This window comes from Citrobacter sp. RHB35-C17, assembly GCF_013816795.1.
GTDB classification, from domain to species: domain Bacteria; phylum Pseudomonadota; class Gammaproteobacteria; order Enterobacterales; family Enterobacteriaceae; genus Citrobacter_A; species Citrobacter_A amalonaticus.
In genome coordinates, this window is the sequence record NZ_CP057150.1 from 1387469 (window position 1) to 1405681 (window position 18213).

Here is an 18213-nt window from a genome sequence, read left to right on the forward strand (position 1 = left end):
ATGGAATTCAGTAATCCCTTCGATAATCCGCAGGGACAGTTCTACATTCTGCAAAATTCGCAGCAGCAGTTTAGCCTCTGGCCGCAGCATTGCGCATTACCTGCTGGCTGGCAGGTGGTATGCGAACCGCAGTCTCAGGAAGCCTGCCAGCAGTGGCTGGCGCGTCACTGGACCACGTTAATTCCCGGTTATTATGCCGTTTCGCAGGAGGCGCAATGAGCCGTCGTTTACCGCTTGTCGCCGCACAGCCCGGCATCTGGATGGCCGAAAAACTCTCCACATTACCTTCCGCCTGGAGCGTCGCACATTATGTGGCGTTAACCGGTGAACTGGATGCGCAACGACTGGCGCGCGCAGTCGTCACCGGTCTACAGCAGGCCGATACCTTACGGATGCGTTTTACTGAGGATAACGGCGACGTCTGGCAATGGGTTGATGACGCCTTTACGTTTGCTGAACCGCAGATTTGCGATCTCCGCACCGCGGCGAACCCGCATGACGCCGCGCTGGCGCTGATGCAGGCCGATCTGCAGCAAAATCTGCGCGTCGATGGCGGCAAGCCGCTGGTGCATCATCAGTTGATCCAGGTTGGTGACGACCAGTGGTACTGGTATCAGCGCTATCATCATTTACTGGTCGATGGTTTCAGTTTCCCGGCAATTACCCGCCAGATAGCTGCGATTTACAGCGCATGGCTTCGGGGTGACGCGACACCTGACTCACCCTTCACGCCGTTTGCCGGGGTGGTGGAAGAGTATCAGCAGTATCGTCAGAGTGAGGCCTGGCAACGGGACGGTGCGTTCTGGGCCGAGCAACGTAAACAGCTTCCGCCGCCAGCGTCGCTTTCACCCGCACCGTTGCCGGGACGGGCGGCGACGTCTGACATTTACCGCATGAAGTTTAACGCTCCGGAAGGCGCGTTTCGCCACCTGGCGGCGCAACTGCCAGACGTGCAGCGAACCGATCTGGCGCTGGCGCTGGTGGCCCTCTGGCTGGGACGGCTGTGCAGCCGGATGGAATACGCGGCAGGCTTTATCTTTATGCGTCGCATGGGATCGGCGGCGCTGACCGCCACCGGCCCCGTGCTCAACGTGTTACCGCTGGGCGTGCGTATTGATGCCGCAGAAAAACTGCCAGAACTGGCGAAACGACTGTCCGCTCAGCTTAAGAAAATGCGCCGTCATCAGCGCTATGATGCGGAGCAAATCGTCCGTGACAGCGGCCGGGCGGCCGGAGAAGAGCCGCTGTTTGGCCCGGTGCTTAACGTCAAAGTCTTCGATTATCAACTGGAGATCCCGGGCGTCACGGCGCAAACTCATACGCTGGCGACGGGACCGGTTAACGATCTTGAACTGGCACTGTTCCCGGATGAAGGCGGCGGGCTGAGCATTGAGCTTCTCGCCAACCAACAACGTTATGATGAAGCAACGCTCAAACAGCATGCACTGCGTCTGATGGCGCTGATCGAACAATTTGCCGCTAACCCAGCCCTGTGCTGTGGTGATGCCGATCTGCTGCTTCCAACTGAATATCAGCAGATGGCGCAGATCAACGCCACGGCGGTTGAGGTCCCGTCCACGACGCTCAGTGCGCTGGTGGCGGAACAGGCGAGCAGAACGCCGGACGCGCCCGCGCTGGCGGATGCCCGCTATGATTTCAGCTACCGGGAAATGCGCGAGCAGGTGGTGGCGCTCGCCGGTGTGCTGCGTGAACACGGCGTGCAGCCGGGCGACAGCGTCGCGGTGGCCTTACCGCGCTCTGTATTTCTGACGCTGGCGCTGCACGGAATTGTTGAAGCCGGTGCGGCATGGCTGCCATTAGACACCGGTTATCCGGACGATCGTCTGCGAATGATGCTGGAAGACGCGCAGCCGAAACTGCTGATCACCACAGTGGAACAGTTACCACGCTTTAGCGATATTCCGGGGCTGGAAAGCCTCTGCTATAGCGAACCGCTGTCGGCAGGCGATAGCGCGCCGCTGGGGTTATCGCAACCGCAGCATACGGCGTACATCATTTTTACTTCTGGTTCAACGGGCAGACCGAAAGGGGTGATGGTCGGGCAAACCGCCATTGTTAACCGTCTGCTGTGGATGCAAAACCAGTATGGGCTGACGGCGAAGGATGTGGTGGCGCAAAAAACGCCGTGCAGCTTTGACGTCTCGGTGTGGGAATTCTTCTGGCCGTTTATCGCCGGGGCGAAGCTGGTGATGGCGGAACCGGAAGCGCATCGCGATCCGCTGGCCATGCAGCGTTTCTTTGCCCATTACGGGGTGACGACGACCCATTTTGTGCCGTCGATGCTGGCGGCATTCGTCGCGTCGCTGACGCCTGAGAGCGCCGGTGAAAGTTGCGCAACGTTACAGCATGTCTTTTGCAGCGGAGAAGCCTTACCTGCTGATTTATGCCGCGAATGGGCACGGCTGACGCATGCGCCGTTACATAATTTGTATGGTCCAACGGAGGCAGCAGTTGATGTCAGCTGGTATCCGGCCTGGGGGGATGAACTGGCAAATGTTACTGGTAGCAGCGTACCGATTGGTTTCCCGGTATGGAATACCGGGTTGCGTATCCTCGACGCGATGATGCATCCGGTTCCTGTTGGCGTGGCGGGCGATCTCTATCTGACCGGCATCCAGCTCGCTCAGGGCTATCTTGGCCGACCGGACCTCACGGCAAGTCGCTTTATCGCCGATCCATTTGCGCCGGGAGAGCGGATGTACCGTACCGGAGACGTTGCACGCTGGCTGGATAATGGTGCTGTTGAGTATCTGGGACGCAGTGACGATCAGCTCAAGATCCGCGGTCAGCGTATCGAACTGGGCGAGATCGATCGTGTGATGCAGGCATTGCCTGATGTTGAACAGGCGGTGGTTCACGCCTGCGTCTTTAATCAGGCGGCGGCAACAGGGGGCGATGCCCGCCAGTTGGTGGGGTATCTGGTCTCGCAGTCAGGGCTTCCGCTTGATATCCCCTCGCTCCAGGCACAGCTGCGGGAAAAACTCCCGCCGCATATGGTGCCAGTGGTGCTGTTGCAGCTGGCGCAACTGCCGCTCAGCGCCAACGGTAAGCTGGATCGTAAAGCGCTACCGATGCCGGAATTAACGTCACGAACCAAAGGAAGAGCCCCGCAGCCAGGCAGTGAAACAACGGTGGCGAAGGCATTCAGTGAGCTGCTGGACTGTGACGTCAATGACGTTGAGGCCGATTTCTTTGCGCTGGGCGGCCATTCGCTACTGGCCATGAAGCTGGCGGCGCAATTGAGTCGGACTTTCTCCCGTCAGGTGACGCCGGGGCAGGTCATGGTGGCCTCGACGGTCGCGCAACTGGCGGCGCTGCTGGATACAGACGATGACGCAGAGGCACAGCGTCTGGGGTTTGAAACGCTGCTACCGTTACGCAAAAGCGACGGCCCAACGCTATTTTGTTTCCATCCGGCATCAGGGTTTGCCTGGCAGTTTAGCGTACTGTCGCGCTATCTCAGTCCGCAATGGGCCATTACCGGTATTCAGTCGCCGCGTCCGCAAGGGCCGATGCAGACGGCAGCCGATCTGGACGCGGTCTGCGAACACCATCTGGCGACGCTCCTTGAACAACAACCGCATGGCCCGTATTACCTGTTGGGCTATTCTCTCGGTGGCACGCTGGCACACGGCATTGCCGCACGTCTGCGGATGCGGGGGGAAACCGTCGCCTTCCTCGGCCTGCTGGATACCTGGCCGCCGGAAACGCAAAACTGGTCAGAGAAAGAGGCCAATGGACTCGATCCGGAAGTGCTGGCGGAGATTGATCGCGAGCGGGAAGCCTTTCTGGCCGCGCAGCAGGGGAACGCCTCTGGCGAATTGTTTAGCACTATTGAAGGGAACTACGCTGATGCGGTTCGCTTACTGACCAGCGCGCACAGCGTTCCCTTTGATGGGCGCGCGACGTTGTTTGTTGCTGAGCGCACCCTGCCGGAAGGCGTAAGTCCGGAGCGTAGTTGGGCGCCGTGGATCGCGGCACTGGATGTGTATCGCCAGGACTGCGCGCATGTGGAGATTATCTCTCCGTCAGCCTTTGAAAATATTGGTCCGATCATTGCCGCATGCTGTAATAAATATGCACATCGCTGATTAATGTTTTGATTAACTATTTCCCCCGTGACGACGGTTCATGGACACGGGGGTTATTTATAATATTAGTTTATTGCATTCGGAATATTATCTCCAGAGGTTAAATTCCGAAATTAGCCTCATTATTGAATTAACATTTCGGAATGGTCAGAGTGTTTGTTACGCTGTTAATAGGGAATATAGTCATGGAACATGTAGCGGGACATTTAGTATGCCGTCACTTAATATTCAGCAGGGTAAAAATACGGAACTTACTGATTTTCCGTTGCCTCACACTCAGCATAATGAAATCGATTTAGTAAATCTGATTGATATTTTATGGCAGGCTAAAAAACGCATTATCGTGTGCACGCTCGCCTTTGCGTGCGTGGGGTTGTTTGTCACTTTCTTTTTGCCACAACGCTGGACCAGCGAAGCGGTGGTGACGCCAGCTGAGTCAATTCAGTGGCAGGATCTGCAAAGAACGCTGACGGGATTACGGGTTCTGGATGTCGATGTCAGTGTGGATCGTAACAGTACCTTCAATCTCTTCATCAAGAAATTTCAGTCTACTTCACTGCTGGAGCAATATTTACGCTCGTCACCGTATGTGATGGAGCAGTTAAAAGGGGCGAAAATCGATGAACTGGATCTGCATCGGGCCATTGTCGCGCTGAGCGAAAAGATGAGCGCGGTAGACAGCAATGTCGGAAAGAAAAATGAAACAGCACTGTACACGTCATGGGTGCTGAGTTTTACGGCTCCAGCCAAAGAAGAGGCGCAACAGGTACTGGCGGGCTATATCCAGTTTATTTCTGAGATAGTCGTGCAGGACTCGCTGGAAAATATTCGCAATCAGCTGGAGGTTAAAACCCGCTTTGAGAAAGAGCGTCTGGCTCTGGAGCGCGTCAAACTTAAAAATCAGCTGGATACCAATATTCAACGACTCAATTATTCTCTGGAGATTGCAAATGCCGCCGGAATTAAAAAGCCGGTTTACAGTAATGGCCAGGCGGTGAAAGACGATCCTGATTTTTCTATTTCTCTGGGCGCTGATGGGATCCAGCGAAAGCTGGAGATTGAAAAATCAGTCACGGATGTGGCTGAACTGAATGCGGAGCTAAAAAACCGGCAGTATTATGTTGAACAACTGGAGTCCGTCAATGTTCAGGACGTGAAATTTTCGCCGTTCAAATATCAGCTTAAGCCTTCATTACCGGTGAAAAAACAGGGGCCGGGTAGAATGATCGTGGTCGTGCTGGCGGCACTGTTGGGAGGGATTGTGGCCTGCGGTGGCGTACTTCTCCAGCATGCAATGGTATCGCGTAAACGGGATGACGCCACGATCAACGAACGTCTGGTCTGATTGCCGACCGGAAGGTTCTGCGCCTTCCGGCCAGCGGTTAACGGCGGCCCAGTGGCACCACCAACGGTGTGCCCGCAACCGGGTCGTCGATAATCATGCAACGCAGCCCATAGATTTTCTCAATTAATTCTGCGGTGACAATTTCCTTCGGCGCGCCCTCTGCGACAATTTTTCCTTCACGCAGCGCGATCAAATGAGTGGCATAGCGACAGGCCTGGTTGAGGTCATGCAGCACGGCGGCGAGGGTGTAGCCTTTCTCGCGATTCAGTTCGCTCAGTAATTCCAGCAAATCAATCTGATGACTGATATCCAGCCAGGTAGTCGGTTCATCGAGCAGCATGATTGACGTTTCCTGCGCCAGAACCATCGCTATCCACGCGCGCTGACGCTGACCACCGGATAGCGTATCCACACTTTGCCCGGCCAGATGCGTAATACCAGTGGCGCGCATGGCCTGCGTCACGGCATTTTCATCTTCTTTGCGCCAACGGGTAAACAGCGGCTGATGCGGATAGCGCCCACGCGCCACCAGTTCCTGCACGGTGATATCGCCCGGCGTCGTGGCATTTTGCGCCAGCAATCCGATGCGGCGAGCGACCTCTTTGCTGGGATAGCGCTGAATCGGCTCGCCGTCCAGCCAGACGTGACCGTTTGCCGGGGTCATCAGCCGACTGAGAGTCCGCAACAGCGTCGATTTCCCGCAGCCATTGGGTCCGATTATGGCCGTGAAATGACCATCGGGAATAGTGACGTTGAGGTCTTCGGCAACGGTGAACTTTCCATAACCCAGCGTTAACTGGTCGCCACGCAAACGGGCTACTGATTCGGTCATTTTTTGCGGGACTCCTGAATTAACAAGGCGATAAGGTAAATACCGCCGATACTCACGGTGACGACACCCACCGGAAGCTGATAAGGCATAAACAGTTGCTGTGCGCACAAATCGGCTGCCAGCAGTAACAGTGCGCCGCAGAGCGCGGCCTGGGTTAATCCCCAACGCGCGGTGCCGCTCAGGCGACGGGCGATATGTGGGGCAACCAGCGCAATAAAGGAAATCGGCCCGGCCAGCGCAGTGGCGGCTGCGGTTAACACCACGGCGACCAGCATCATGGCGAGCCGCGAGCGCTCTACGCTGACTCCCAACGCGCAGGCGCTGTCATCCCCCATTTCCAGCAGACGCATGCGCCGTACCAGCAGTGCGGCGCCTGCCAGCATGAGCATAATGATCGGCGCGGAGGGCCAGGTTTTCGCCCAGGTCAAACCGTTAAGCGATCCGGCATTCCACAATCCGGCAGCCAGTGCCGTGTCCAGCGAAGCCTTCAACAACAGCCAGGTGTTAAACGCAAACAGCATGGCACGAATGCCGATGCCGATAATGATCAGGCGGAAGGTTTCAATACCGTTGCGCCAGGCCAGCAGCCAGACCACCAGTGACGTCAGAATCCCGCCAGCCATCGCTGCGAGTGCGATAGCCGTCAGATGCTGGCCAAACAGCACCATCGCGATCAGTACGCCGCTCCAGGCGCCGGTGTTAAAGCCCATCACGTCAGGGCTGCCGAGCGGGTTACGCATCAGGGACTGAAAAATTGCTCCACTGACGCCGAGTGCCGCGCCAATCAACAGTGCCATCAACACGCGTGGCAAGCGCCACTCGGTCACTATCATCGTCAGGCTGCGCGGCGCATCGCCGGTAAAAGCAGCAATAATTTGCGAGGTTTCCAGTGTCACTGCGCCACTGCGCAGACCCCAGAGTGCGAAGCTCAGGCAGCCAACCGTCAGCAGCAGGCACGCGATCAGCAGACGACGCGATACGTACATCATGCGGCACCTCGCGGACGACGACGAACCAGAAAGATCAGCACCGGAGCGCCAATAAAGGCGCTCACGACTGACACGCGCAGCTCGCCAGGAACAATCAGGCGGCCAATGATATCGGCAAAAAGCAACAGAACAGGCGTGGCGATAAGCGTCACCGGGAGCGACCAACGGTGGTCGGCACCAACCAGCCAGCGCGACATATGCGGCATCATCAGGCCGATAAACGCAATCGGCCCAACAATCGCCGTGGCGCTCCCGCACAGGACGGTGATGGCTAACAGACCAATCAGTTGCGTACGCGCGACTTTGCTACCAAGCGCGGTGGCGGTATCACTTCCCAGACTCAGGCTGTTCAATGCCCGACTGAGCATCAGCGCAGTGGTACCGGCTATCAGCACCGGCAGAATAACCACCTTGAGGGTTTGCAGATTGCGGATATCCAGTGAACCGGCCTGCCAGTAACGAAGCTGATCGTAGACGTCAGGATTCAGCAGGGAAATACCGCTGGTGAGACCTTCCAGAACCGCGGCGAGCGCGACGCCCGCCAGCGTCAGACGCACCGGGCTCAACTGACCGCCACCCTGACTGCCCGTAAACGCCACAATCAGTGACGCCACCAGCGCGCCGATAAAGGCCATCACCAGTTGTTCCTGCGGTGTGGAAAAGCCGAACAGCGCTGCCCCCAGCACGATGGCAAAACTGGCTCCGGCATTGACGCCAAGCAGCCCAGGATCGGCCAGCGGATTGCGGGTGAGCGTTTGCATTAACGCCCCGGCGAGTCCCAGCGCGCCTCCGGCCAGCAATCCTGCCAGCGTTCGCGGCAGGCGGGCGTCCAGCACGATAGTGCAATCGGCACTTTGACAGGTGCCGGTGAGCGCTTCCATCACCACGGAGACGGGTAAGGATTTTGCACCGATGGTCAGACTTAATGCCGTGGCAATAACCAGTAATAACAACAATCCGGGCACGGCAAGGGCACGCGTCACGGAAACAGAACATGACATATCAACTTCCCTGATAATGATAGTAATTATCGTTATCGATCTTATTTGATTATGTTAGCATGTGCAGCCATTGAATGGATAATGAAAAAAAGATCGCATTAAGGCGTTGTAATGAATCGACAATCCTGGCTGCTGAACCTCAGTTTGCTGAAGACACACCCGGCATTTCGCGCGGTCTTCCTGGCCCGTTTTATCTCTATTGTTTCGCTCGGACTGCTCGGCGTCGCGGTACCCGTACAGATCCAGATGATGACGCATTCCACCTGGCAGGTGGGGCTTTCGGTAACGCTGACCGGCAGCGCGATGTTTGTCGGGCTGATGGTCGGTGGCGTCCTCGCCGATCGCTATGAACGTAAAAAAGTGATCCTGCTTGCGCGCGGTACCTGCGGTATTGGCTTCATCGGTTTATGCCTGAACGCCATGCTGCCGGAGCCTTCGTTGATTGCCATTTATCTGCTGGGTCTGTGGGACGGCTTTTTTGCCTCGCTGGGCGTGACGGCATTGCTGGCGGCGACGCCTGCGCTGGTGGGGCGTGAAAACCTGATGCAGGCAGGGGCGATTACCATGCTGACCGTGCGTCTGGGCTCGGTGATTTCGCCCATGCTGGGTGGGCTGTTGCTCGCCACCGGCGGTGTGGCCTGGAACTTCGGTCTGGCGGCGGCAGGTACCTTTATCACCTTACTGCCGCTATTGAGTCTTCCGGCACTGCCGCCACCGCCACAGCCGCGTGAACATCCGCTGAAATCGCTACTCGCGGCGTTTCGCTTCCTGCTTGCCAGTCCGCTTGTCGGCGGTATTGCGCTGCTCGGCGGCTTGATGACGATGGCAAGCGCTGTGCGCGTACTCTATCCGGCACTGGCGATTAGCTGGCAGATGTCAGCGGCGCAGATTGGCATGTTGTACGCCGCCATCCCGCTTGGGGCGGCGGTTGGCGCGCTCACCAGCGGGAAACTGGCGCACAGCCTGCGTCCGGGGTTAATTATGCTGGCCACGACCATCGGGTCGTTTCTGGCGATTGGCCTGTTTGCCCTGATGCCCGTCTGGGCGTTAGGCGTGGTGTGTCTCGCACTGTTTGGTTGGCTGAGCGCCATCAGTTCGCTGTTACAGTACACGATGCTGCAAACGCAGACGCCGGAAAATATGTTAGGGCGCATCAACGGGTTGTGGACGGCGCAAAACGTCACCGGGGACGCCATTGGTGCGGCGTTATTAGGCGGTCTGGGAGCGATCATGACACCGGTGGCTTCGGCGAGCGTTAGCGGCTTTGGTCTGGTGGTTGTGGGACTACTACTGCTGCTGTTACTCAGTGAATTACGTCGATTCCGGCAGACGCCGCCGGAACCCGCTTAGTGTGAGACTGGCCGGATAACGCGTTATCGCCGCCATCCGGCAATGACAATTAAAACAGTGTGGCGAGACGGTTTAACACCTGCATCGCGCTGTAATAATCCAGACGGAAAGACTCGGTGCCCAGGGCGTAGACGCGCTTGTTCTGTACTGCAGGCAGGTGCGCCAGCAGTGGGTTGGCGTAGATCGCCTGCTCATCTTTCTCGTCACCGGCAAACAGGAACAGCGCCTCGCCGTTCAGTCCGGCCGCCAGATTTTCACCGCCAAGCTGAATGATATCGTGACGTTTCCCCTGGCTTTGGCTGGGCTGCAGCCCGCCAGGCAACGTTGCCAGCGTAAAGCCGAGTTGCTCCAGCATTTTTCCCTGCGCAGACTCTGGCGTCCACAGATTGGCTCTGTGGGCGGCGGCGGTGTAGACCAGCGCGCTCACCGGTTGTGGCGGCAACGTCAACTGCTGCTTAACGATGGTTAGCTGCTTATCAAATTCGGCAATACGTGCGGAGGCCTGTTTCTCCTGGCCGGTAATCTCGCCCAACTGCGTCAGCAGCGACTGCCAGCTTTTATCGTCGTAATTGATGATAAGCGTCGGGGCAATAGGCGAGAGCTGATCGTACAGCGCCAGGGCGGAGTCGCCGCCGGTCGCGCTAATCAGAATGAGATCGGGCATTTGTGCTGCCACCGCTTCGGCGTTCGGTTCACCAATATACAGGCGCGTCAACTTGCGTGCTTTTGCCACGTCGCCCCACTGACGTAAGAAACCCTGATCGTCAGCCACGCGGTTATTGGGGGTTGTCGCCCCGCTGGCAACCACCGGTGCATCAATCGCCAGTAATGAACCGGTCAGCGTGACGCTGGTAGAGACGATGCGTTCAGGTTTGCGTTCCAGCGTATGGTTGCCGCGAATGTCGGTCACCTGACGCGGCCAGTCCGCCGCATGAGCTGAGGAGAATCCGAAAACGAAGAGCGTAACGAGCAGGGAAGGCAGTCTCACAAATCAGTTCCTGTGCTGAGTTATTAATGCTTCTCATTTTCATTATTAAGCGTAAGGGATGCAAGCGTTAGTCGCACTTTGTGCTACCTCAAGAGTTGACATGTCGCCTGTTTGCTTTTAGGTTAGCGCCCGAAAATATAAATGATAATCATTATTAAAACCTTTATCATTTTTGGAGGATCATATGGATACGTCTTTGGCCGAGGAAGTTCAGCAGACCATGGCAACACTTGCACCCCAGCGTTTTTTCTTTATGTCGCCGTATCGGAGTTTCACGACGTCAGGATGCTTCGCCCGCTTCGATGAACCCGCCATTAACGGTGATTCGCCAGACAGCCCCTTCCAACAAAAATTACACACACTGTTCACCGATGCCAAAGCGCAGGGTATCGCAAACCCGGTTATGGTGGGGGCGATTCCGTTCGATACTCGCCAGCCATCGTCGCTGTTTATTCCTCAGCGCTGGCAGACCTTTTCTCGTCAGGAAAAGCAGCGATCATCACGTTACTTTACCGATCATCAAACACTCAACGTCACGGCGCGTAACGCGATTCCCGAGCAGGAGACGTTCGAAGCGATGGTCGCGCGCGCCGCTGCGCTGACAGCGACGCCTGAAGTCGACAAAGTGGTGCTGTCACGACTGATTGACATCACCACCGACGCTGAGATCAACAGCGGTGCGCTGCTGGAACGTCTGGTGGCGCAAAACCCGGTTAGTTACAACTTCCATGTCCCACTGCGCGATGGCGGCATTTTGCTCGGCGCGAGCCCAGAATTGTTGCTGCGCAAAGAAGGCGATCGCTTCAGCTCGCTGCCGCTGGCGGGCTCCGCGCGCCGTCAGCCTGATGACGTGCTGGATCGGGAAGCCGGAAACCGCCTGCTGGCCTCTGAAAAAGATCGCCATGAACATGAGCTGGTTACGCAGGCGATGAAAACCGTACTGCGCGATCGCTGTCAGGATCTACAACTACCGTCTTCACCGCAGCTCATCACCACGCCCACGCTCTGGCACCTCGGCACGCCGTTTGAAGGCACAGCCAATGCCGGAGAAAACGCCCTGACGCTGGCTTGTCTGCTACATCCGACGCCGGCGTTGAGCGGTTTCCCGCATCAGGTGGCAAAACAACTGATTGCCGAACTGGAGCCGTTTGATCGCGAACTGTTTGGTGGCATCGTCGGCTGGTGTGACGCCGAAGGCAACGGAGAGTGGGTGGTGACCATCCGCTGCGCGACATTACGGAAAAACCAGGTGCGTCTGTTTGCAGGCGCAGGGATCGTCCCGGCCTCTTCACCGGTGGGGGAATGGCGTGAAACCGGCGTCAAACTTTCCACCATGTTGAACGTTTTTGGATTGCATTAAGGAGCGATGATGAGCATTCCTTTCACCCGGTGGCCTGACGAATTTGCCCGTCGGTACCGCGAAAAAGGCTACTGGCAGGATCTGCCGCTGACGGATATTTTGACCCGCCATGCAGAAAGCGACCATACGGCGGTCATCGAGGGTGAGCGCCAGTTGAGCTATCGTGAACTGAACCAGGCGGTGGATAACCTCGCCTGTACGCTGCGCCGTCAGGGGATCAAATCCGGCGAAACCGCGCTGGTACAACTGGGCAACGTGGCGGAGTTGTATATCACGTTCTTTGCGCTGCTGAAGCTTGGCGTCGCGCCCGTGCTTGCGCTGTTCAGTCATCAACGCACCGAACTTACCGCGTATACGACGCAGATCGAGCCCGCGCTGCTGATTGCCGATCGTCAGCACGCGCTGTTTGCCGACAATGATTTTCTGAATACGTTTATTGCTCAGCATAATTCTATTCGCGTGGTGCATCTGCTCAATGACAGTGGCGAGCACTGCCTGCAAGCGGCGATAAACCAGCCGGCAGACGCGTTTACTGCTACGCCATCGCCTGCGGATGAGGTGGCGTACTTCCAGCTCTCTGGCGGCACGACCGGGACGCCGAAGCTGATCCCGCGAACCCACAACGACTATTACTACAGCGTGCGTCGTAGTAATGAAATCTGTCACTTCACCGCCGATACGCGTTTTTTATGCGCCATCCCTGCTGCGCATAACTACGCCATGAGTTCACCCGGATCGCTGGGCGTATTTCTGGCGGGGGGAACGGTCGTACTGGCCGCGGACCCGAGCGCCACGCTGTGCTTCCCGCTGATTGAAAAACATCAGATCAACGCGACGGCGCTGGTGCCGCCAGCGGTCAGCCTGTGGTTACAGGCGATTAATGAATGGGGCAGCAATGCGCAGCTGGCTTCGCTGAAGCTGTTGCAGGTTGGTGGTGCGCGCCTCTCTGCATCCCTGGCGGCGCGGATCCCAGCCGAAATCGGCTGCCAGTTGCAGCAGGTTTTCGGCATGGCGGAAGGTTTAGTGAACTATACCCGTCTTGACGACAGCCCGGAGCGGGTAATCAATACCCAGGGGCGTCCGATGTGTCCGGATGATGAAGTGTGGGTGGCAGATGCCGACGGCAACCCGCTGCCACAAGGGGAAACGGGACGGCTAATGACGCGTGGTCCCTATACCTTCCGCGGTTATTACAAAAGCCCGCAGCATAACGCCAGCGCATTTGACGACAACGGTTTTTACTGCTCAGGCGATCTGATCGCCATCGACGAGGATGGCTACATCACCGTTCAGGGACGAGAGAAAGATCAGATCAACCGTGGCGGCGAGAAGATTGCCGCGGAAGAGATCGAAAACCTGTTACTGCGTCATCAGGCGGTGATCCATGCGGCGCTGGTCAGTATGGAAGACGAGCTGCTGGGGGAGAAAAGCTGCGCGTATCTGGTGGTGAAAGAACCGCTGCGCGCGGTACAGGTGCGCCGCTTTCTGCGTGAGCAGGGCGTCGCTGAATTCAAGTTACCGGACCGGGTGGAAACCGTTGAGTCGCTGCCTTTGACCCCGGTGGGTAAAGTCGATAAAAAACAATTACGTCAGTGGCTGGCAACACGTTCGGCCTGAAGGAGAACACGCAATGGCAATTCCTAAACTGCAGGCTTACGCGCTGCCAACCGCGCTCGATATTCCGGTCAATAAGGTCAACTGGACGTTCGAGCCGGACCGTGCAGCGCTGCTGATCCACGATATGCAGGACTACTTCGTCAGCTTCTGGGGTGAAAACTGTCCGATGATGGAACAGGTGATCGCCAATATCGCCGCGCTGCGCAACTACTGTAAAGCCCATAATATTCCGGTTTATTACACCGCACAGCCGAAAGATCAGAGCGATGAAGATCGTGCCCTGCTTAACGACATGTGGGGGCCCGGACTGACACGCTCACCAGAGCAGCAAAAAGTGGTTGCCGCGCTGGCGCCGGATGAAGCCGATAATGTACTGGTGAAATGGCGTTACAGCGCGTTTCACCGTTCGCCGCTGGAACTGATGCTGAAAGAAACCGGTCGCGATCAGCTTATTATCACCGGGGTATATGCACACATTGGTTGCATGACCACCGCGACGGACGCTTTTATGCGCGATATCAAGCCGTTCATGGTAGCGGACGCGCTGGCCGACTTTAGCCGTGAAGAACACCTGATGTCGCTGAAGTATGTTGCGGGACGTTCAGGTCGCGTCGTAATGACTCAGGAGTTGTTGCCCGCGCCGGTACCAACCAGCAAAGATGAACTGCGCGCGCTGATTTTACCGCTGCTCGATGAGTCCGATGAACCGATGGATGACGAGAACCTGATCGATTACGGTCTCGACTCGGTACGGATGATGGCGCTGGCAGCACGCTGGCGGAAAGTGCATGGTGATATCGACTTCGTGATGCTGGCGAAAAACCCGACCATTGATGCCTGGTGGGCGCTACTCTCTCGCGAGGTGCGCTGATGGCTGGATTCGATTTTCACGGCAAAACGGTGTGGGTCACCGGCGCAGGTAAAGGCATTGGTTATGCCACGGCGCTGGCGTTTGTTGAGGCCGGAGCACAGGTCACGGGCTTCGATCGTGAGTTCGCTTTGCAGGATTACCCGTTTGTTACCGAAGTGATGGATGTGGCGGATGCCGGACAGGTAGCTGAGGTTTGTCAGCGCCTGCTGGTGCAAACCGACCGGCTGGACGTGCTGGTGAATGCTGCCGGGATTTTACGCATGGGCGCGACCGACGCGCTGAGTCCGCACGACTGGCAGCAGACGTTTGCAGTTAACGTTGGTGGTGCTTTTAATCTGTTCCAGCAGACGATGGCGCAGTTTCGCCATCAGCGGGGTGGGGCGATAGTGACCGTGGCTTCAGACGCCGCGCATACGCCACGTATAGGCATGAGCGCCTATGGGGCGTCGAAGGCGGCGCTGAAAAGTCTGGCGCTGACCGTCGGGCTGGAACTGGCGGGCAGCGGAGTGCGCTGTAATCTGGTGTCGCCAGGATCAACGGATACTGACATGCAGCGCACGCTGTGGGTCAGTGATGATGCGGAACAGCAGCGCATTCGCGGCTTTGGCGAGCAGTTTAAGCTCGGTATTCCTTTAGGCAAAATTGCCCGACCGCAGGAGATCGCTAACACCATTCTGTTCCTTGCCTCCGATCTGGCCAGCCACATTACGTTGCAGGACATCGTGGTGGACGGCGGCTCCACGCTGGGAGCGTAACGATGATCTGGAAACGTCATTTCACGCTTGATGAACTGAACGCCACCAGTCAGAACACGATGGTGGCGCATCTGGGTATTATCTATACCCGACTTGGTGACGACGTGCTGGAAGCCGAAATGCCGGTGGATACCCGCACACACCAGCCCTTTGGTTTACTGCACGGCGGAGCCTCAGCGGCGCTGGCCGAAACGTTAGGCTCAATGGCGGGTTATCTGATGACCCGCGACGGGCAATGCGTGGTTGGGACAGAACTGAATGCCACTCATCACCGGGCGGTTTCGCAGGGTAAGGTGCGCGGTGTCTGCCAGCCGCTGCATCTGGGGCGTCAAAGCCAGAGCTGGGAAATCGTGGTGTTTGATGAGCAAGGGCGGCGTTGCTGTACTTGCCGACTGGGAACCGCAGTGTTGGGCTGAGCACGCTTAATGTTATGTGATTGCAGCGTTAACGGGTGAATGGAGTGATCCAGTTAACAATGCAATGTAAATAGTCGGTGATACTTCAGGTTTATTGGGTTGTCAGGTTGTTAAAACCAGAAAAGATGTTATAGAAACAAAATGTAACATCTCTCTTCTCTGGAACACGCAAACGGATAACAACCATGAATAAATCAGGGAAATACCTCATCTGGACAGTGCTCTCGGTAATGGGTGCCTTTGCTCTGGGTTATATTGCGCTAAACCGTGGGGAACAGATCAACGCACTGTGGATAGTCGTGGCGTCGGTCTGTGTCTATCTCATTGCCTATCGTTTTTACGGTCTGTACATCGCCAAAAATGTGCTGGCGGTTGACCCGACGCGGATGACGCCTGCAGTACGCCATAACGACGGGCTCGACTACGTCCCCACCGATAAAAAAGTCTTGTTTGGTCACCATTTTGCGGCGATTGCTGGCGCGGGTCCGTTAGTCGGGCCGGTTCTGGCGGCGCAAATGGGCTATTTGCCGGGCATGATTTGGCTGCTGGCTGGCGTGGTTTTAGCCGGGGCGGTACAGGATTTCATGGTGCTCTTCGTGTCGACGCGTCGCGATGGCCGCTCGCTGGGTGAACTGGTCAAAGAAGAGATGGGCCCAACCGCAGGGGTGATTGCGCTGGTGGCCTGCTTCATGATCATGGTGATTATCCTTGCGGTGCTGGCGATGATCGTGGTGAAAGCGCTGACCCACAGTCCGTGGGGAACCTACACCGTCGCGTTTACGATTCCGCTGGCGATCTTTATGGGGATCTATCTGCGCTATCTGCGTCCGGGTCGTATCGGCGAAGTGTCGGTTATCGGTCTGGTGTTCCTCGTGTTTGCGATTATTTCCGGCGGCTGGGTCGCGGAAAGTCCTACCTGGGCGCCGTACTTTGACTTCACTGGGGTTCAGTTAACCTGGATGCTGGTGGGTTACGGCTTCGTGGCGGCGGTATTGCCGGTGTGGCTGCTGCTGGCGCCGCGTGACTACCTCTCGACCTTCCTGAAAATCGGGACCATTGTTGGTCTGGCGGTTGGCATTTTGATCATGCGTCCAACGCTGACGATGCCTGCGCTGACTAAATTCGTCGATGGTACCGGGCCGGTGTGGACAGGTAACCTGTTCCCGTTCCTGTTTATCACTATCGCCTGTGGCGCCGTTTCGGGTTTCCACGCGCTGATCTCCTCCGGCACGACGCCGAAGATGCTGGCAAACGAAGGTCAGGCTTGCTTCATTGGCTACGGCGGTATGCTGATGGAATCGTTTGTCGCCATCATGGCGCTGGTTTCTGCCTGCATCATCGATCCGGGCGTCTACTTCGCTATGAACAGCCCAATGGCCGTGCTGGCGCCTGCCGGCACAGCGGATGTGGTGGCGTCTGCCGCTCAGGTGGTCAGCAGTTGGGGCTTTGCGATTACGCCGGACACGCTGCATCAGATTGCTAACGAGGTGGGTGAGCAGTCGATTATCTCCCGTGCGGGTGGTGCGCCTACGCTGGCGGTGGGGATGGCCTATATCCTGCACGGCGCGCTGGGTGGGATGATGGATGTGGCCTTCTGGTATCACTTCGCCATTCTGTTCGAAGCGCTGTTTATTCTGACGGCGGTCGATGCGGGGACGCGTGCCGCGCGCTTCATGTTGCAGGATCTGCTGGGTGTCGTTTCTCCAGGCCTTAAACGTACGGACTCATTGCCTGCCAACCTGCTGGCGACCGCACTGTGCGTGCTGGCGTGGGGCTACTTCCTGCATCAGGGCGTGGTGGATCCGTTAGGCGGCATTAACACCCTGTGGCCGCTGTTTGGTATCGCTAACCAGATGCTGGCAGGTATGGCACTGATGCTCTGCGCGGTTGTCCTGTTCAAGATGAAACGTCAGCGTTATGCGTGGGTGGCGTTGGTGCCGACTGCATGGTTGCTGATTTGTACCCTGACGGCGGGCTGGCAGAAATCCTTCAGCCCGGATACAAAAGTGGGCTTCCTGGCGATTGCCAATAAGTTCCAGGCGATGATCGACAGCGGCAATATCCCGCCGCAGTACACGGAATCGCAACTGGCGCAACTGGTGTTTAACAACCGTCTGGATGCGGGCCTGACTATCTTCTTCATGGTAGTGGTCGTGGTACTGGCACTGTTCTCCATTAAGACGGCGCTCGCCGCTCTCAAAGAGGACAAGCCGACGGCAAAAGAGACGCCGTATGAGCCGATGCCGGAAAATGTGGAAGAGATCGTTGCGCAGGCCAAAGGCGCACACTAACGTGTAATTATGCCCCTCTCCCGATCGGGAGAGGGGATTTTCTGACAGGTGGTAATGATGTTTGATACGCTTTCGAAAGCCGGGAAATATCTGGGCCAGGCCGCGAAACTCATGATTGGCGTGCCGGACTATGATAACTATGTCGAGCATATGCGGATCACCCATCCGGATCAGACGCCTATGACCTATGAGGAGTTTTTCCGTGAGCGTCAGGATGCGCGCTATGGCGGAAAGGGCGGGGCGCGCTGCTGTTGAACTCAAGGATCTTCGGGCCGGATAAGCACGT

General features: G+C 57.1%; 15 protein-coding genes. 11 read left to right on the forward strand and 4 right to left on the reverse strand.

Annotated elements, in window-relative coordinates:
- From HVZ37_RS06495 to wzz(fepE), 3 genes are all read left to right on the forward strand, one after another.
- Entirely contained in the window at window positions 1–219 is a 219-nt protein-coding gene (locus tag HVZ37_RS06495; protein WP_043001467.1) for an MbtH family NRPS accessory protein, read from the forward strand.
- Window positions 216–4112, forward strand: a complete 3897-nt coding sequence (gene entF / locus HVZ37_RS06500) for an enterobactin non-ribosomal peptide synthetase EntF (RefSeq protein ID WP_181628241.1) — start codon at window positions 216–218, stop codon at window positions 4110–4112. Before HVZ37_RS06495 ends, entF begins: the two co-directional genes overlap by 4 nt.
- A 211-nt stretch (window positions 4113–4323) precedes the next feature.
- A complete protein-coding gene (gene wzz(fepE), locus HVZ37_RS06505) occupies window positions 4324–5457 on the forward strand; it encodes an LPS O-antigen length regulator Wzz(fepE) (protein WP_044256634.1) in 1134 nt (377 codons plus the stop codon).
- A gap of 37 nt (window positions 5458–5494) precedes the next feature.
- On the opposite strand, the gene fepC is transcribed toward wzz(fepE), so the two are convergent.
- The 3 genes from fepC to fepD are packed head-to-tail and all read right to left on the reverse strand — an operon-like array spanning window position 5495 to window position 8279.
- Window positions 5495–6289, reverse strand: coding sequence for an iron-enterobactin ABC transporter ATP-binding protein (fepC, locus tag HVZ37_RS06510; RefSeq protein ID WP_181628242.1), 795 nt, complete (start codon window positions 6287–6289; stop codon window positions 5495–5497).
- A complete protein-coding gene (gene fepG / locus HVZ37_RS06515) occupies window positions 6286–7278 on the reverse strand; it encodes an iron-enterobactin ABC transporter permease (RefSeq protein ID WP_044266425.1) in 993 nt (330 codons plus the stop codon). The genes fepC and fepG overlap by 4 nt, the downstream gene beginning before the upstream one ends.
- Window positions 7275–8279, reverse strand: coding sequence for a Fe(3+)-siderophore ABC transporter permease (gene fepD, locus HVZ37_RS06520; protein WP_044256630.1), 1005 nt, complete (start codon window positions 8277–8279; stop codon window positions 7275–7277). The genes fepG and fepD overlap by 4 nt, the downstream gene beginning before the upstream one ends.
- A gap of 111 nt (window positions 8280–8390) precedes the next feature.
- Between fepD and entS the strand changes: the two genes are divergently transcribed.
- The gene (gene entS, locus HVZ37_RS06525; protein WP_181628243.1) at window positions 8391–9629 is read left to right on the forward strand and encodes an enterobactin transporter EntS; all 1239 of its coding nucleotides are present in this window, start codon (window positions 8391–8393) and stop codon (window positions 9627–9629) included.
- A 49-nt stretch (window positions 9630–9678) separates the two neighbouring features.
- On the opposite strand, the gene fepB is transcribed toward entS, so the two are convergent.
- The gene (gene fepB / locus HVZ37_RS06530; RefSeq protein WP_061070391.1) at window positions 9679–10617 is read right to left on the reverse strand and encodes a Fe2+-enterobactin ABC transporter substrate-binding protein; all 939 of its coding nucleotides are present in this window, start codon (window positions 10615–10617) and stop codon (window positions 9679–9681) included.
- A gap of 184 nt (window positions 10618–10801) precedes the next feature.
- On the opposite strand from fepB, the gene entC reads away from it, so the two are divergent.
- From entC to HVZ37_RS06565, 7 genes are all read left to right on the forward strand, one after another.
- Window positions 10802–11977: an isochorismate synthase EntC gene (gene entC, locus HVZ37_RS06535; protein WP_044256627.1), complete on the forward strand. Its 1176-nt coding sequence runs from the start codon at window positions 10802–10804 to the stop codon at window positions 11975–11977.
- A 9-nt stretch (window positions 11978–11986) separates the two neighbouring features.
- On the forward strand, window positions 11987–13594 hold the full coding sequence (gene entE, locus HVZ37_RS06540) for a (2,3-dihydroxybenzoyl)adenylate synthase EntE (protein ID WP_044266418.1): 1608 nt from the start codon (window positions 11987–11989) through the stop codon (window positions 13592–13594).
- A 13-nt stretch (window positions 13595–13607) separates the two neighbouring features.
- Window positions 13608–14465 carry an isochorismatase gene (locus tag HVZ37_RS06545; RefSeq protein WP_044266415.1) on the forward strand — a complete coding sequence of 286 codons (858 nt, stop codon included), beginning with the start codon at window positions 13608–13610 and terminating at the stop codon, window positions 14463–14465.
- Window positions 14465–15220 (forward strand): 2,3-dihydro-2,3-dihydroxybenzoate dehydrogenase EntA, encoded by a 756-nt coding sequence (gene entA / locus HVZ37_RS06550; protein WP_109739992.1) that lies wholly within the window; start codon window positions 14465–14467, stop codon window positions 15218–15220. The genes HVZ37_RS06545 and entA overlap by 1 nt, the downstream gene beginning before the upstream one ends.
- Before the next feature lie 2 nt (window positions 15221–15222).
- Window positions 15223–15636: a proofreading thioesterase EntH gene (gene entH, locus HVZ37_RS06555; protein WP_043001455.1), complete on the forward strand. Its 414-nt coding sequence runs from the start codon at window positions 15223–15225 to the stop codon at window positions 15634–15636.
- A 185-nt stretch (window positions 15637–15821) separates the two neighbouring features.
- A complete protein-coding gene (gene cstA, locus HVZ37_RS06560; RefSeq protein ID WP_043001454.1) occupies window positions 15822–17927 on the forward strand; it encodes a pyruvate/proton symporter CstA in 2106 nt (701 codons plus the stop codon).
- A 57-nt stretch (window positions 17928–17984) separates the two neighbouring features.
- A complete protein-coding gene (locus tag HVZ37_RS06565) occupies window positions 17985–18182 on the forward strand; it encodes a YbdD/YjiX family protein (protein WP_043001453.1) in 198 nt (65 codons plus the stop codon).
- Window positions 18183–18213: the final 31 nt, after the last annotated feature.

Coding starts and splice junctions, on each gene's coding strand:
- fepG (WP_044266425.1), bottom strand. CDS start 7,278: ATGATGTACGTATCGCGTCGTCTGCTGATCGCGTGCCTGCTGCTGACG.
- entF (WP_181628241.1), top strand. CDS start 216: ATGAGCCGTCGTTTACCGCTTGTCGCCGCACAGCCCGGCATCTGGATG.
- entA (WP_109739992.1), top strand. CDS start 14,465: ATGGCTGGATTCGATTTTCACGGCAAAACGGTGTGGGTCACCGGCGCA.
- entH (WP_043001455.1), top strand. CDS start 15,223: ATGATCTGGAAACGTCATTTCACGCTTGATGAACTGAACGCCACCAGT.
- cstA (WP_043001454.1), top strand. CDS start 15,822: ATGAATAAATCAGGGAAATACCTCATCTGGACAGTGCTCTCGGTAATG.
- entE (WP_044266418.1), top strand. CDS start 11,987: ATGAGCATTCCTTTCACCCGGTGGCCTGACGAATTTGCCCGTCGGTAC.
- HVZ37_RS06495 (WP_043001467.1), top strand. CDS start 1: ATGGAATTCAGTAATCCCTTCGATAATCCGCAGGGACAGTTCTACATT.
- fepD (WP_044256630.1), bottom strand. CDS start 8,279: ATGTCATGTTCTGTTTCCGTGACGCGTGCCCTTGCCGTGCCCGGATTG.
- HVZ37_RS06565 (WP_043001453.1), top strand. CDS start 17,985: ATGTTTGATACGCTTTCGAAAGCCGGGAAATATCTGGGCCAGGCCGCG.
- fepC (WP_181628242.1), bottom strand. CDS start 6,289: ATGACCGAATCAGTAGCCCGTTTGCGTGGCGACCAGTTAACGCTGGGT.
- HVZ37_RS06545 (WP_044266415.1), top strand. CDS start 13,608: ATGGCAATTCCTAAACTGCAGGCTTACGCGCTGCCAACCGCGCTCGAT.
- entS (WP_181628243.1), top strand. CDS start 8,391: ATGAATCGACAATCCTGGCTGCTGAACCTCAGTTTGCTGAAGACACAC.
- entC (WP_044256627.1), top strand. CDS start 10,802: ATGGATACGTCTTTGGCCGAGGAAGTTCAGCAGACCATGGCAACACTT.